This is a genomic window from bacterium 336/3 (assembly GCA_001281695.1).
Lineage (GTDB): Bacteria > Bacteroidota > Bacteroidia > Cytophagales > Thermonemataceae > Raineya.
Genome location: LJIE01000001.1, coordinates 2959772 through 2975858 on the forward strand (window position 1 = coordinate 2959772; position 16087 = coordinate 2975858).

The 16087-nt window shown below is 31.7% G+C and carries 15 protein-coding genes and 1 pseudogene; 10 read left to right on the plus strand and 6 right to left on the minus strand.

Annotated elements, in window-relative coordinates; all coding sequences use genetic code 11:
- Positions 1-10: 10 nt before the first annotated feature.
- Entirely contained in the window at positions 11-2230 is a 2220-nt protein-coding gene (locus AD998_13785) for a hypothetical protein (GenBank protein KOY87069.1), read from the minus strand.
- Positions 2231-2247: 17 nt separating this feature from the next.
- On the opposite strand from AD998_13785, the gene AD998_13790 reads away from it, so the two are divergent.
- The 4 genes from AD998_13790 to AD998_13805 are packed head-to-tail and all read left to right on the plus strand — an operon-like array spanning position 2248 to position 6483.
- Positions 2248-3510 carry a hypothetical protein gene (locus AD998_13790; protein KOY87070.1) on the plus strand — a complete coding sequence of 421 codons (1263 nt, stop codon included), beginning with the start codon at positions 2248-2250 and terminating at the stop codon, positions 3508-3510.
- A 60-nt stretch (positions 3511-3570) separates the two neighbouring features.
- Complete coding sequence (locus AD998_13795) at positions 3571-4242, plus strand: hypothetical protein (protein KOY87071.1); 672 nt, start codon at positions 3571-3573, stop codon at positions 4240-4242.
- Positions 4242-5297 carry a hypothetical protein gene (locus AD998_13800; GenBank protein KOY87072.1) on the plus strand — a complete coding sequence of 352 codons (1056 nt, stop codon included), beginning with the start codon at positions 4242-4244 and terminating at the stop codon, positions 5295-5297. The genes AD998_13795 and AD998_13800 overlap by 1 nt, the downstream gene beginning before the upstream one ends.
- Positions 5284-6483: a hypothetical protein gene (locus AD998_13805; GenBank protein KOY87073.1), complete on the plus strand. Its 1200-nt coding sequence runs from the start codon at positions 5284-5286 to the stop codon at positions 6481-6483. Before AD998_13800 ends, AD998_13805 begins: the two co-directional genes overlap by 14 nt.
- Here AD998_13805 and AD998_13810 read toward each other — a convergent pair.
- The 4 genes from AD998_13810 to AD998_13825 all read right to left on the minus strand — a co-directional run bounded on the left by AD998_13810 (position 6469) and on the right by AD998_13825 (position 10390).
- A complete protein-coding gene (locus AD998_13810; protein KOY87074.1) occupies positions 6469-7575 on the minus strand; it encodes a hypothetical protein in 1107 nt (368 codons plus the stop codon). The genes AD998_13805 and AD998_13810 overlap by 15 nt on opposite strands.
- Positions 7576-7667: 92 nt before the next feature.
- On the minus strand, positions 7668-7922 hold the full coding sequence (locus AD998_13815; GenBank protein KOY88210.1) for a hypothetical protein: 255 nt from the start codon (positions 7920-7922) through the stop codon (positions 7668-7670).
- A gap of 235 nt (positions 7923-8157) precedes the next feature.
- Entirely contained in the window at positions 8158-8376 is a 219-nt protein-coding gene (locus tag AD998_13820) for a hypothetical protein (GenBank protein KOY87075.1), read from the minus strand.
- Positions 8377-8383: 7 nt separating this feature from the next.
- Complete coding sequence (locus tag AD998_13825) at positions 8384-10390, minus strand: hypothetical protein (GenBank protein KOY87076.1); 2007 nt, start codon at positions 10388-10390, stop codon at positions 8384-8386.
- A gap of 157 nt (positions 10391-10547) precedes the next feature.
- Between AD998_13825 and AD998_13830 the strand changes: the two genes are divergently transcribed.
- From AD998_13830 to AD998_13850, 5 genes are all read left to right on the plus strand, one after another.
- Positions 10548-11537 (plus strand): Zn-dependent hydrolase, encoded by a 990-nt coding sequence (locus AD998_13830; protein KOY87077.1) that lies wholly within the window; start codon positions 10548-10550, stop codon positions 11535-11537.
- 13 nt (positions 11538-11550) lie between these two features.
- A complete protein-coding gene (locus AD998_13835) occupies positions 11551-11961 on the plus strand; it encodes a hypothetical protein (protein ID KOY87078.1) in 411 nt (136 codons plus the stop codon).
- 70 nt (positions 11962-12031) lie between these two features.
- Positions 12032-12568: a hypothetical protein gene (locus AD998_13840; GenBank protein KOY87079.1), complete on the plus strand. Its 537-nt coding sequence runs from the start codon at positions 12032-12034 to the stop codon at positions 12566-12568.
- A gap of 3 nt (positions 12569-12571) precedes the next feature.
- Entirely contained in the window at positions 12572-12778 is a 207-nt protein-coding gene (locus tag AD998_13845) for an XRE family transcriptional regulator (GenBank protein KOY87080.1), read from the plus strand.
- Between the two features lie 91 nt (positions 12779-12869).
- Entirely contained in the window at positions 12870-13649 is a 780-nt protein-coding gene (locus AD998_13850; protein ID KOY87081.1) for a hypothetical protein, read from the plus strand.
- 57 nt (positions 13650-13706) lie between these two features.
- On the opposite strand, the pseudogene AD998_13855 reads toward AD998_13850, so the two are convergent.
- Positions 13707-14579: pseudogene (locus AD998_13855) on the minus strand (hypothetical protein).
- A 138-nt stretch (positions 14580-14717) separates the two neighbouring features.
- Here AD998_13855 and AD998_13860 point away from each other — a divergent pair.
- Entirely contained in the window at positions 14718-16061 is a 1344-nt protein-coding gene (locus AD998_13860; protein ID KOY87082.1) for a coproporphyrinogen III oxidase, read from the plus strand.
- The last annotated feature ends 26 nt before the right edge of the window (positions 16062-16087 follow it).

The window sequence follows — 16087 nt, forward strand, 5'->3', positions numbered from 1 at the left end:
ATCGTGTAGATTATAGCGTTATTTTTTCAAAATCTTTGGTTTTAAAAGAGTATATCCACAGATATTTAGCATTCTGGGCTCTGGCTATTTGCTTCAACTCTTCTACTGAGTAGCCTTCTTTCCATGTTTTTTCTCTTGAGGAATGGTCGAAGTAGGAATACCCGTAAGCTCCAATAGCTGATTCGGAAGGTGGCAAACCCCTAATGGTAGCAATACCAGTGGTATAGGGGGCTATCATTAAGATTTCTCCTTGACTAAAAATGGGATTTCTAAAAATACTTACATCTTTATAGGCAATATATAAAAGTGATTCTTTCTTGATACTTACAGGTTGTTTATCTAATTTTTCCCAACTTTTAATAATTTGATAAAATTCATTTTGATTTAGTTTTTCTTGGATTTTAGAGCTATACATTGTATTAAAAGTATTCCAGTTTTCTTGGCAACAAGTAAATTTTGTGATAAAATGGTGAAGTTTCCAATCCATTTTATCAATTCCCAAAATAGCACTTCTGAGTGTTAAATCTTTTTGGAAGGTAGCTTCTACATTTTTATAAAACTTCCCTAGGAAAATAAATATAACCACTCCAATCGCTCCTACTCTTACATATTTTACCCATGAATACTTTTCATAATTGATTCTTACAAAAGGAACATAACCCAATATAAAAGCAGCACAAAGCCATTTATGCAAACCCAAGAAATACATTCCTGTAGAGCCATACAATTGTAAAATTATGTTGGGAGCTAAACCAGCCAATGCAGCTATCCACAACCATTCTACAACAAAAGCCTTTTTTTCATAAATAACATTTTTGATTGTTAGCCCTTCATTTTTAAGGTATAAAAATGTTGCTGTATACAAGACAGCATAGAAAATAAATATCAATGTAAAATACTGAGCTTCATGTTGTTTAAAGAAAAAGAACCAGCCCCAAGAACCTTCATAAGAGTGTTGTCGTCCTGTAAAGGTTGTTTCGGCTGTTAGCATATAACAACTAAATAAAATTGTAATTGTCATAACCATAACCATCCATCCTTGCATTTTTTTATACCACTCAAAACGAAGGAAATAATACCCAATACAAGCTGTAAATATGACTATGGTAGCTACATGACTAAAGCCCATTATAAATAGCATAATGGGAAGATATAGAAAGAAAAATAGGTTTTGATAGTTTTTTGTTTCTGCAAATCTGATAACACTTGTCAAAAAAGCCCAAACCAAACACAATGCTATAGTATAAGGTGAACTCATTACAAAGTGATACCCTAATAAGCCTGCCATATACATATTGTTGGGTACAGGAACAAACAAAATAATGACCAAAAGCCAAAACTGCCATGAGTCAATCCCAAAACTTGGTTGTATGTTTTTCTTGATTGCAAAATAATATTGTAGGTCAGAAGCCAAAGAAGATAACAATCTGAAAAACAAACTAAAAAAAATCACTTGATAAGCCAAGTTATAAAACAACCATGTTGGTATATCAAGTAATAGCGATAAATTTGCTGTTAGCCAATGGGTTGCAGTATTATAGTGCATAAAAAACACTCCATCTACTCCTGTTGTAGGTGTTTGGTAAGTTTGATACATTTTGGATAATACAGAATGGTAACTAATATCTATGGTTTCAAACTTATATTTTTGTGAACCAATTGCAATGGATTCCTGAAAAGCATGTGTATAGCCAATTTTTGCATAATGTTCATTGATAAAATATGCTCCTATCAGAATCGAAGCCACCAAACATATTAGTATTTGAGAACGTTTAGCTTCTTTGAAAAAATCTTTATAAACCCATAACGCCATCAGATAACCCAAACCAGCTACGCCCCAAACTAGTATTTGTGTAAAAGGTAAAAAACGTACTAAAAAGCCTACTAAACCAACCCCTAAAAGTGTATAGATGACTATTAAATTATCTGTTTGCCACCAGTTTCTTTCTTTCTTTTTAGCAAGTACAAACAATGATGTGAACTGAATAAATAGAGATACCCCCAAGATTCTTAATATAGCTATACTATCTGTATCAAAACCTTTTCGATACAACATATAAATAATACTGATAATCACAGCTACCAAAGAAGCAAAAACAGCCTGAAAACGATATGAACGCATAAAACGCTTTTGTTTTTTGGCGAAATATAGCTTAAAATTTAGTATTTTATGAAGTTCATCTAATTTTTTATACAAGGAGAGTAATTTAATTTCTACATTTGCACTCATTTGTAAATAGTTTATTCATGCTTTCAGCATCAGGAAGAAAAACCTTAATTCAAAATTTCTTGGCGTTGGCTATTATTCAGGGTACTAATTTTTTATTACCTTTAATTTTAATGCCTTATCTCAATAGTTCTATTGGTATTGATAGGTTTGGGGTAGTAAGTCTCATCCAAACGGTGATGATTTTTTTGGGGACATTTACCGATTTTGGATTTAATCTATCTGCAACTCGTGAAATATCCATTCATAAAAATAATGCAGAACATACTGCCTTTATTTTCAACAAAGTGATTGTTATCAAACTTTTATTGTGTTTGGTTGCCTTCATTGTTTTAATGATACTTGCTTTACTTATTCCTAAATTTTACAAAGATTTTTGGGGTTATATCTTAGGCTTTTCGATAGTATTGGGTCAAGTTTTATTACCTGTCTGGTTTTTTCAGGGTATCGAGAAGATGAAGTATCTCACCTATCTGAATGTAATTGCTAAAATTGTTTTTACCATTCTTATTTTTGTATTTGTCAAACAGCCAGACGATTATCTACTGGTTTTGCTGTTTTTTGGACTGGGAAATATTGTATCTGGCATTTTAGGTATTTTACTTGCTTACAAACAATTAGAAAAACCTTCTCTCAAATTACCCTCCAAAACTATTATCCAAAAAGAACTAAAAGATGGTTGGCATTTATTTGTTGCTAATTTTTCGATTATGAGCTACATTCACAGCAATTTACTGATCTTAAGTCTATTTGCTAACGACTATATTCTAGGAATTTATAGTATTGCTGAAAAAACAGTTCTTGCCATGCGACAAATTCTAGTTGTCTTATCACAAGCTATTTATCCCAAAATATGTCAGTTTGCCCAAGAATCGCATCAAGGCTTAAGAAATTTTTATAAAAAACTTTTTATTCCTTTTTTTGGATTATACTTAGTTTTTTCTTGTTCAGTATTTTTATTTGCTGATTTTACAGTTTTTATTCTAGCAAAAAAACACATTCCTGAAGCAACTCATCTTTTACGATTATTGTGTTTTACTCCTTTTATTGTGGGGCTTAATATTCCTGCATACCAAACATTACTCGCTTATGAACATCAAAAAAGCTATATGATGATTTTAAGTTTAGGCTCTCTATTGAGTGTATTTCTAAATTTGGGTTTATCTTGGGCATTTCAGGCAGATGGTACAGCTATTTCTATTATCATTACAGAAACTTTTATTACAATAGGCTTGCATTGGATTTTGCACAAAAATCATCCAAAAGAAAGGTTATTTGCTTAAAATGTATTTTTGTAATTTTTTTATGTATTTTTGGCAAAATTTTCAACACGCTCTTACAATATGCATTACTACGACATCAAAGACAAAGATTATTTTACTGGTACTCGTATAGATTTAATTCAGCTATTGCCTAATAATCCTGAACAAAAAGTTCTTGAGATTGGAGCTGGTGGCGGTGATACTATTACCTACATCAAAAAAAATAATTTAGCAAAAGAAGTAATGGGTTTGGAGCTTTTTGAAATTCCCAATTCAAATCAATCCAATCCTGCCATTGATAAATTTGTTCTAGGAAATATAGAGCAAATGGACGTTCCTGCTGAGGAAAATTATTTTGATGTAATTATTTGTGGTGATGTTTTAGAACACTTGATAGACCCTTGGGCTGTCGTAGAAAAACTTACTAAATATTTAAAGGTAGGTGGAGTCATGATTGCCAGCCTTCCGAATGTTCGAGAGATGAATACACTCATCAAAATTGCTATGTTGGGCGACTTTAGATACAAAGAAGAAGGTGGTGTTTTGGATAAAACACATTTGAGGTTTTTTTGCAAGAAAAATATTCTGAATTTACTTACAACTGCCAAATTAAAGCCAGTTTATAACTGTCCCAGTTTTAAATATAATCCTAGCCAAAAAAGCAGAAAAATTATGAATATGCTTACATTAGGACTATTTCAAAATTTCCTTACATTCCAACATCTCGTAATTTCTAAAAAAACAGCTAATTGATGCCTCCTAAAGTATATATCATACTCTTAAATTATAAAATTTGGAAAGATACAATTGAGTGTTTGGAGAGTTTGTATAAATTGGATTATCCTAATTATCAGGTAATTGTTGTAGATAATCCTACCAAACCAGCCAACGATTCTCTTGTTCATATACGTCAGTGGGCAGAAGGCTCTTTATCTGTTGATTTTCCTCAAAATGCTCTATCATATTTGAGTAGCCCGTCTATTCAAAAGCCCATATCTTTTCAATACTTTACTCAACAAGATATTGAAGAAAAAAAGGCTCAAGGGAATGGTTCCTCCAATCTGATACTGATTCAGGCTCAAGAAAATAAAGGATTTGCCAAAGGAAATAATATTGCCTTAGACTATTGTATGCAACAAGCTGATTTTGAGTATGTATGGATACTTAACAATGATACTGTTGTAGAAAAAGATAGTTTAAAGGCTTTGGTAGAATATTATGAGGTACATAAGAGTACAGGTTTAGGGATTTTAGGCGGAAAAGTGCGTTATTATCAACAACCTGATACACTACAATGTGCAGCAGGTGCAACTTATAATAAGTGGCTTGCACATAGCAGACAAATAGGAAATGGACAAAAAGATATAGGACAATTTGATAATCAAGATTTTAAATTTGATTTAGTGATTGGGGCTTGTACATTTGTGAGTCGAAATTTTATAGAAAAAGTTGGTTTTTTAGGAGAAGATTATTTTTTATATTTTGAAGAACAAGACTGGGCTGAGAGAGGAAAAAGAAAAGGGTTTCATTTGGGTTATACTCACAAAGCTATTATTTATCATAAAGAAGGTAGTACTGTTGGGGGTAACCAGCTTGCAGTCAATAGTATCAATGCTTTATCGGATTTTTATTATGCTCGTAGCAAAGTCATTTTTACTAAAAAATTTCATAAAGGTTTGTGTTTGATGACTGTTTATCTGAGTTTTATATTTATTTTACTGAATAGAGTTCGCAGAAAGCAATTTAATAGAATCCCCATGCTTCTGAAAATTTTATTTAACCCTAAACGCATGTATGAAGATTCATAAAAAACATATTGCATATACTATTTTATTGATGTTTTTTGTGTATGGACTTGATAATTTCATTTTTGAGAGGCAATTCTTTTTTAATGAAATCTTATCTTTGTTAGGAGTAATTTTTTTTGCAAAAGAAGTCCTTTTTAAGCAACAGAATGGGGTTATCAGGATTCCAACTTCTCCTATTTATAAGTTAATTGTTTATACCATTTTATTGGGTTGTTTCCACTTACTTATTTCCATTTTTACCAAAACCAACTGGTATTTTTATTTTAGAAGTAGTGTTATTTTCTATTCTATTTTTTCATTCTTTGTTGGTTTTTATTTATACCCATATTTAGAAGGTTTTATTATTAAAATTAGACGTTTATTAATTCTTTACATGTCTTATGCCTTGATATTTCCTTCTATTCTTTTGCTTGAGCGTTTTATGGGAACAGTTTTTTTCCCTTTCTGGTTTACCAACAAACGCTTTATAAGCCTTATTTTACTGGTAATTTTAGACATTTTACTCGCTATTCGTTACGAATCGCTTACTGTAGTAATTGTAACATTCTTACTTCTGATTCTCATTTTTATACCTAACTATACATACTTTAAAGCCTTTTCTATTGCTGTTACTACCTGTTTTTTAATATTTTTCATTGCATTTATTCCTGCCTTCAAAAAATATGAAACTAGTCATTATTCATTATTTGGAAGTATTAGACAAGTATCAGATCAACATTTTTTACTGAGATTAGACGGTAATTCTACTTGGCGAGCTGTTTTTTGGTATAGAATAACTGTTGAAAATTTCCCGCAAAATGTTGTAGGAATTGGATTTGGAACACCTCTCCTAGCATATAAAAAAGGTGCAGACTCTGTTGAAAGTGATTTTGATGATGAACATGACATTCATGTGATGGGTTGCCATAATACATACCTAACAGTTGCTACTCGTATGGGGATTTTATTTTGGATATTCCTGATATACATGTATCGTTCCGTTTTCAAAGACTTCTACAAATATCGTTCTTATTACAACCAAAATATTGGTGATTACTGGCTCATAATTAGTTTTTTATCTGTAAGCATTGTAGGATTATTCAATTTGGTACTTGAAAGCCCTACAGGAGCTTCATTATATTGGATGGGGTTAGGTTTAGTAGCTCAAGCAATAGAAAAACGCAAAAAGTCTTTAGAACAAGTTTAAGTATTGAGATGCGATTTTGACAGGACTGTATTGCTCTCTAACCTCATTTTTTAAACCTTGAAAATATTGTTTTTGATTAGCCATGTTTTGATAAGTATCTATCATTTTCTCTGCTAATTCTCTTTCATTTTTAGGCTCTTCCACATAAATTGCTTTCCCCATACTTACTTCTTCCAAAGAACCACAACGAGTGGTAATGGTCGGCTTCCCAAAGCCCATAGCTTCTATGACAGGTATACCAAAACCTTCAAACAAAGATGGAAATACAAAATAAGAACAATGTTGGTATAACATTCCTAAGTCTTTATCAGATACATAACCTGTAAATAATACATTCTCAGTTTTACTGATTTCAGCCTTTAATTTTTCCTGATATTCGCCATATTGCCCTCCTTGTAAGTTTTTGTTTTGCCCTACAAGTACTAGTTTTAAATTGCTGTTGGTTTCTTTTTGAAATAGCTGAAAAGCTTTTACCAATGTCATTAAGTTCTTATGTGGAAACCAAGCACTTACAGATAAAATGTATTCAAATGGGTAGAAAGGCTGGGTTTCTTGTTCTAGATGTGAAAACTCTACAGGAACATGAATTTTTGCAAGTTTAGCTTCATATTTTTTACCAAAATGTTTGATAATATCTTGGCGTACAAATTCTGAAATACATACTACATTTTTTGCTCTGAATAGTGTGTATTGATGCGATAAATATTGAAAAAGGCGTTTAGTTTTTGAAAAAAACTCAGGATAATTCAGATATTGTAAATCATGTATAGTAGTAATATGCGATGGTTTACTTGAAAACTGTAAAGGTGTAATATAATTAGGATTAAAAATTGTTTGAGCATCTCTATGATAGTTTTTCATGACTAAAGCGTAATCATACAATGCTCTATTACGCTTCATCTCAACCCATTCTATATTATATTTATTGATAATTTCATCATAGTCAGATTTGTATTCAGAATTTAGAAGTATTGTAAATACTGATGTATCTGTTTGTTTTTGTATTCCTTTTAAGATATTGTAAAAATATTGTTCAGCCCCTCCTACTCTTCCTGGGTGAATAAACAGACCGCTAATAAGTATTTTTTTCATAACATAGGTAAAATAGAGAAACTCTTTATAAAAGCTTTACAAAGAGTTTCACAAAAATAATAAGTTCTAGTAAAAAGTTATTGAATTTAAGATTATTTAGGGATTACTAATTCCATACCTACTTTGATAAGGTCAGGATTAGAGCCAATAACTGATTTATTGGCATTATAGATTTCCATATATAATGCACCATTACCCAATTGCTCTTGAGCTATTCCCCAAAGAGTATCACCAGGTTGCACTACATATACATCTCCGTCCCCTTCTTCTTCTTCCTCCTCTTCTTCTTCTTCATTTACAGTTATTCCAGAGATAATTTTAGAAATGCCTGGTATGTCTTGTACCAGAGCAAGTGCTTCTTCTTTATCGTCTGCTGTTTCGACTTCACCTCTAACTGTCACTTCTGTGCCATTGACAATTACTTCCAAATTGTCAATTTTATCTGAAATAGCTTCTTCTACTTGTTTTTTAATAGCTTGTCCTGCAATGTCATTTAAGTCGAACATAATGATAACGTTTTTAAAGTGAATAAATTTTCAGAAAAATACTTAAAAAAATAACATTTACAAATAGTTTTAAAACTTATTTTTTGATATTTTTTTTAGGTGTTTGGGGTTGTTTTTTGTTTTTTCCTTCTTGCTCTAATCGCAAATTTTTACGATACCCATAAACAAACAAACATATCAACATCATCATGAGTATCCAATAATTATTAGCAAAATTACCTTTCATTACTTCATAAATCCCAATAATTAGAAAGCCCACAGAGGCTGAAAGCAAAACAATATCTAAAAGTTTCATTGTGTATTTAATTGAAATAGTGAATTACAAAAAATAATAACGCTAAGACAGCTAAAATGGTAAACCCAAAATAAGCCTGAATGTACTTTCCTTGCGTTTCTCTTAAAATCCCTCCCAAAAATTTCCCAATCCATAATATAAAATGAATGAGTCCATCTACAATTATTTTATCTATCCAAGCAATGATATGAGCTAAAACCACTTTCAATTTAGGTATAAAATTGATAAAGCTATCTATTTTCTTTTCAATATGTGTACTAACATGAGCAAGCCACATAATAGGCTCAATGAGCATACTTATACCTTCTATCCTTTGGATTTGATAGTTTTTAAAAAGGAATTGAGCTATAGTTCTTGGTATTCTAAAAATAATAGGAGGTATCTCAAATGATATTTTCAATATTTGTGTGATTGCTACAGATGTTTTTTGCCAAAAACCTAATAGAATTCCTAAAACAGCTAAAAAAGATGTGATGAGAGCCACTTCAATATGAGAAACTTGATTGGGTTGCGGTAAATTAGATTTCAAGAGTTCCCACAACCAGCTTTTTTCAGCAACAAAAGGGTTCAATGAAAAAAATATGCCTAATGTTCCTATACTTAAAAACAACAATGGAATTTTAAAATTTAATGGCGTTTTTTCAAATTCAATAGTTTCATTTTGAGACTTTTCTAATCTAAATTCTCCAAAAAACACCAACGCCCACTGACGAGCCATATAAAATGCTGTCAGAAAAGATGCAAGCAAAGGCAGAATCAAAAGCACCCAACTTAAAAAGTTCTTATACATTGCATTGTATTGAAAAATATGTATAAAAATAGCATCTTTTGACAGAAATCCTGAAAAAAGTGGTAACCCTGCAAGAGCAAACATACAAAGAGTATAAATCACAAATACAAAAGGCATTTTTTGTTTCAAACCACCCATATTATGCATGTCTTGAACATCAAAATGAAGATGATATTGTTTTTCTACTTGATGTAATTGATGAATAATCACTCCAGCACACAAAAAAAGCCCTGCTTTGAAAAATGCATGTGTAAATAAGTGTAACAAGCTTGCTTCATAACCTCCTACCCCTATTCCAAGTATCATCAAACCTAATTGCGAAATCGTAGAATAAGCAAGTACCTTTTTAATATCTTTTTGGAATACAGCCCAATAAGCCCCTAAAAACATACTTATTGCTCCAATGATAGCTATAAAAGTTTTGGTTTCAGGAGTTAAAAAGAAAGACATTTTAGCCATCAAAAACACACCTGCTGCAACCATGGTAGCTGCATGTATGAGTGCTGAAATAGGCGTAGGCCCTTCCATAGCATTGGGTAGCCAAATATGCAATGGAAACTGTGCTGATTTTGCCATAGCTCCCAAAAATATACATATCCCAATCCAAGTTTGTAATGTGTGTTGCTCAGTAGTGAATTTTAGTGTAAATAAATCTGAAAATGAGAGGGTTTTAAAATTTGTAAAAATAAGTATCAAACCTATCAAAAAACCAATATCTCCTATTCTATTCACTAAAAACGCTTTTCTAGATGCCCAAACAGCTTCGGGGCGTTCTTGCCAGAAACCAATAAGTAAATAAGATGTAAAACCCACTATTTCCCAAAAAACATATGTTTGGAGTAAATTAGAAGATACTATCAAGGCGAGCATTGCAAACGTAAACAATTGTAAATAAGCAAAATAACGACTCAAATTTTTCTCTTGAGCCATATACACACTCGAAAAAATGCTTACCATCAATGCTACAAAAAGCACCAAGAGTAGCATCAAGCTCTCTAAATTCTTGATTTCAAAACCCAAACGTATTTTTGAAAGGCTTACCCACTCAAAAACTTCATAAAATGGTTTTGAGATAAATAAAAAGATATAACCTGCTGTTAGCAAACTTACTAAAAATGAAACATGGCTTGCCAATGCTGCCCATTTTTGAGTTTTCTTCTGGTTTAAGAAAAGTGTAAGAAATGTAAAAAAAGGTGTAAGTAATACAATCAGTAAAAAAGCCATAACTTGTTGAAAGCAGATACGCAAAAATAATATTTTTTTGTAAAAAGTATTATTTTTATGTTATTGATTCGCCATTGGGCTTTAAAATATTATACCTTTTTATAATTTTCACAACCAATAAACTTATCATTCATCATTCATAACTTATCATTCTCCTATGTCCTACATACAAAACCCTGATTTAGAAACATTTGCACCTGATGACTGGAAAGGAACACCTCTTAACTCTCAAGACAGATTTATAAATTTACATACACTTTTCAGATATTCATTTTTAGATGTTTTGAAGTGGCAAACGACTGCCAATCCCCATAAAAAAGAAAAAAAATCTTCTACATGGAGGTTAGAAGTCAAAAAGAATGAAGATTTTTTTGATAATCAGGTTAATTCCATCACTTGGCTTGGGCATGCTTCATTTTTGATGTGTTTAGGCGGTAAAAGATTACTCATTGACCCCATTTTGTATCCTTTACCTCTGATGAAAAAATTTTCGGAGCTACCTTGTAGCCCTGAAAAATTCAGAGATATTGATTATTTGTTAATTTCTCATAACCATAGAGACCATGCTGATGAGCAGTCTATCAAACTTATTAGCAAGCAAAATCCTCGTATGCAAGTTCTTACAGGACTTAAAAATGATATTTTACTTACACCTTGGCTTAACAAGCAATCTATACAAATGGCAGGTTGGTATCAGTTATTCAATGATACTGCCGATTTGAAAATCTACTATCTTCCTACTCGCCATTGGGCTATTCGTTACACATGGGATTTGAATAAAATGCTTTGGGGAGCTTTTATCATTCAATATCAGAATATTACCATTTATTTTGGTGGTGATAGTGGTTATGATGAGCATTTTAAAGAAGCTGCAAGCCTTTTTCCAAATATTGATTATGCCATTTTAGGCATTGGGGCTTATGAGCCTCGTTGGTTTATGCGACAAAGCCATACAGCCCCAGACGAAGCTGTGCAAGCCTTCCACGATTTGAAAGCCAAAACCATGATTCCTATGCACTATGGAACTTTCGATTTGGCTGATGAGCCTCTATACAAACCTTTAGAAATCATTAAAAACCTTGAAGAACAAAAGCAAATTCAAGGGAATTTAAAAGTATTAAATATTGGAGAGGCATTTATTTTGTAAATCTAATAATACCATGAAATTAAAAGAATTATCTGATTTTCAGGTTTATACTTTGTATCAAAACAAACGTTTATCATCAGATGTAAAAGAACAAGTGATTCAGGAATTCAGGCGAAGAAAATTTTCATCAGAAGATAAAAAGACGCTGGAAGAAGAATATCACCATTTAACTTATTCGTTTAATGACCTTACATTCTTTCGAACGGTTTTAATAACCATATTTGCACCATTTTTTCATATCATTCTTGTGTTCACTTTTTTCATATTTTTCAATGGGTTTGTTTTAAAAGGGCATTTTAATAGATGGAAAACTTTTTGGAAATTTACAATGCTGGGGTATGTATTGTGGCTTATTCTTGTAGTCTTACTAAATATTATTATTTTAAAAATAAAAATCAATCAATATTATTTATTTCAAAAATAATTTTCAATAAAAATTTATTGTTTATCAATAAATTATTTATCTTTACGACATAATTCTAAACTTTAAAATTATGTCTTTAAAAACAGATTTTATCATCAAGGTATTGCATGTTGTTTCTTGGATTATCTTTATTGGTCTTTGTATAGAAACAGGAGGTCTTACATTTAATTATGTTTATAGTTTATTTAAACCCATTATAGCCAAGCACTCATATATGGGGCTTAATCTTTCAGAGATTTACAGAGAAAACAAAATTACATATACAGCCTTCTTTAGTTTTGCTATCATTATTTCAGGGCTTAAAGCTTTTATATTTTACCTAATTATCGAAATTTTTTTAAAGCTCAATATGGTTAAACCTTTTAGTGAAAAAATTGCGTCTTTAATTTCTAAAATGAGTTATCATGCCTTTTCAGTGGGTATTTTAGGCATTATTGCTCATCAGTTTACCAAAAGGTTTATTCATCGAGGGTATGATGTGGATATCATAGAAAAATATTGGAATGATAGTGCAGCATTTTTGATGATGGCTGCAATTCTTTTTATCATTGCTCAAATTTTCCAGAAAGGACTCGAATTACAAAGTGAAAACGAATTAACTGTCTAAATTATGCCTATAATCGTAAATCTTGATGTGATGATGGCAAAACGCAAAATGTCATTGAATGAACTTTCAGAAAAAGTAGATTTAACGCTTGCCAATCTTTCTATTCTCAAAACGGGAAAAGCCAAAGCTATTCGCTTCAGCACTCTTGAGGCTATTTGTAAAGTACTAAACTGTCAACCTGGTGATATATTGGAGTATCGAGAGGATTAATCAACAATATATTTCAGAATATAAATAAAAAATAACATTTATAAACATTTTTCAAAAAAGATAGTTTTACTATTAAAATTATCCTTTTTGTATGGAAGACTTACTATCTCTCGAAAATCTTATCAGTTTACTCACACTTTCTGTTTTAGAAATTGTATTAGGTATTGATAATGTTATTTTCATTTCAATACTAGCAGGAAAACTCCCCAAAAGTCAGGAAGCAAAAGCCCGAAATTGGGGACTCATTTTGGCTGCTATTCTTAGGTTGGCTTTATTGGGCTGTATTTCTTGGATTATCAAAATGGATAAAACCCTCTTTTCGCTTTGGGGGCACAACTTGGATGGCAAGGATATTATTTTGATTATTGGAGGCTTATTTTTGATGGCAAAAAGCACTTCTGAAATTCATGGAAAATTGGAAGCTGTTGAAATGGATCAAGAAAAAACATCCAAAGCATCTGGAGTATTTACATGGATTTTAATTCAGATTGTACTAATCAACTTAGTTTTTTCTTTTGATAGTATCCTGACAGCCATTGGTTTGGTAAAAGAGATTCCGATTATGGTAGCCTCTGTAGTTATTTCAACAGCTATCATGTTTATTTTTGCAAAGTCCATCAACGATTTCATCAATCGCCATCCAACATTTAAAATTTTGGCTTTGGCATTCCTGATCATGATTGGATTCTTACTCATGGTTGAGGCCTTTGATGTTCATGTAGATAAAGATTATATCTATTTTGCGATGGCATTTGCAATTTTGATTGAGGCTGTCAATATGCGTTTAAGAAAGAAAGCTGTTGCACCTGTTCAACTTCGTAATCAGCATTTACACAAAGAAAACGACCCTGCACAGATTCTCAATAAATAAAATCTGTTTAAATATAAAAACGCCAAGCATTATGCTTGGCGTTTTTAATTATCCTGCCAAAACGTACAAACTACTTGGCTGAATAGATACATTGAGCTTTTCTCCCAAAGAAAAATTTTCACCATCTAAATGTACTGAACCCGATTTCTTACGCTCTAAACTCACTTTTTTAGTTCTAAATGTTTGGTAGTATTTTGTTTTAGGAAGCTGTTTCAAAAATAAGTCTAAGCCTATTTTTGGCATTTGCCATTTAGGAAAAGGTTGTAAGATACATACATCTATATAGCCATCCTGAATATCAGCTTGTGGGGCAATATAAGCATTATTTCCATATTGGGAAGCATTGGCAAATGTAATAGAAAATGCTTCTAATTCCATTTTACCTTCATCTGTTTCTAAAATATATCTTTCTGGTTTGTAGCCAAAAAATGCTTTCAAAGTGCTTTCTACATAAGTTTTAAATCCTCTTTTGCCTGCTTGTGCAAAAAGACTACTTACATAAGCATCAAAACCCACTCCTGACGTACAAAAAAATGGTTTTTCATTGATAAGACAAGTATCTATAATTTCTTTCTTAAAAGTTTTAATTCTTTCAATTGCTTTTGCAGGCGATTGATACAGGTTGAGGTGCCTTGCCAAGCCATTTCCCGAACCATAAGGAATAATACCTAAGGCTGTTTGAGTTCCTATCAGAGCTTGAGCTACTTCATTGATAGTTCCATCTCCTCCTACTGCTACCACACAATCTTTACCTTCTTCTACAGCTTTGAGAGTAAGTTCAGTTGCATGATTTTCCCTTTCAGTAAAAGAAACTGATGCATCAAATTGATTTTTAGGAAATTGGCTTTCGATCAAATCTACTACCTTTTTCTTAGATTTTCCTCCAGAAATTGGATTGACTACAAATTGTATTTTTATAGGTGTGTTCATATTGAGTTAATTTTCAGTTTAAATAAATTTAATAAGTTGTTTCATAGAGGCAATACATATATCAAAAATTATGCAAATCATTGATTTTAATCATATTAAATTTTAAAATATTATACTTTTTTTGAAAAATATTAAATCATGAATCCTATTTCAGAACTTATCAGCAAATACAATGTAGCAGTACCTCGCTATACGAGCTATCCAACTGTACCTTATTGGGAAGATAATTTGAATCAAAATACTTGGATAAATTCTATTCAAAACAATTTTAAGAAAGATGAAGGTATCAGTTTATATGTCCATTTACCTTTTTGTGAAAGTTTGTGTACATATTGTGGTTGCAATAAACGTATTACAAAGAACCATGCTGTAGAACTTCCTTATATAGAAACTCTTTTGCAAGAATGGCAAATGTATTTGGCTTTATTTCCTGAAAAACCCATTATCAAGGAAATTCATTTGGGAGGTGGTACACCCACTTTTTTCTCAGCAGAAAACTTAAGTTACCTAATTTTAACCATTTTAGAATCTGTTTATTTAGCTCCTGAGGCAGAATTGAGTGTAGAAGTTCACCCCAACTATACCAATTCTAAGCAGTTACAAGCACTTTATGATGTAGGTTTCAGGCGTTTGAGTGTAGGTATTCAAGATTTTGACGAAAAGGTTCAATTTTTAATCAATCGCCCACAAAGTTTTAAGCAAACTCAAACCATATTTGAAGAAGCCCGAAAAATCGGCTATACATCTATCAATGCTGATATTATTTATGGCTTACCAGCTCAAAGTCTTCAAACCATTGAAAAAACTATTGAATACATCAAGATTTTGAAACCCGAACGCATTGCATTTTATAGTTATGCTCATGTTCCTTGGAAAATACCAGCCCAAAGGCGTTATACAGAAGATGATTTGCCTCAAGCACAAGAAAAACAAGCCTTATACGAATTGGGCAGAGACTTACTCAAAGAGTCTGGTTATGTAGATATAGGTTTAGACCATTTTTCTCTCCCACAAGACACACTCTATCAAGCGTCTTTAAATGGTACTTTACACAGGAACTTTATGGGCTACACTACCCAAACAGGTAATTTACTGATTGGCTTAGGGGCTTCATCCATCAGTGATACAGGTGATGCTTTCATGCAAAATATCAAAGAAATTGAGGCTTATCAAAAGGCTATTGAGCAAAAACAATTTGCGATTTTCAAAGGGCATTTGCTTACTCAAGAAGATAAACTGATTCGTCAATATATTTTAGATATTATGTGTTCTTACCAGACTACCTTTGGAAAAGAAATGGATGAAAAAGAGTTAGAAGAGTATCTTGATGATTTGATAAAAAACCATTTGATTGTTTACAAACACCCTCATTTACAGGTAACAGATTTGGGTAAAATGTTTTTGAGAAACATTGCACTACAAATAGATAAACGTTATTGGGCGAAACAAGAAAATGCAAAAGTTTTTAGTAACGCTATTTAATATTGCTTTTTTAATCATCAAATGGA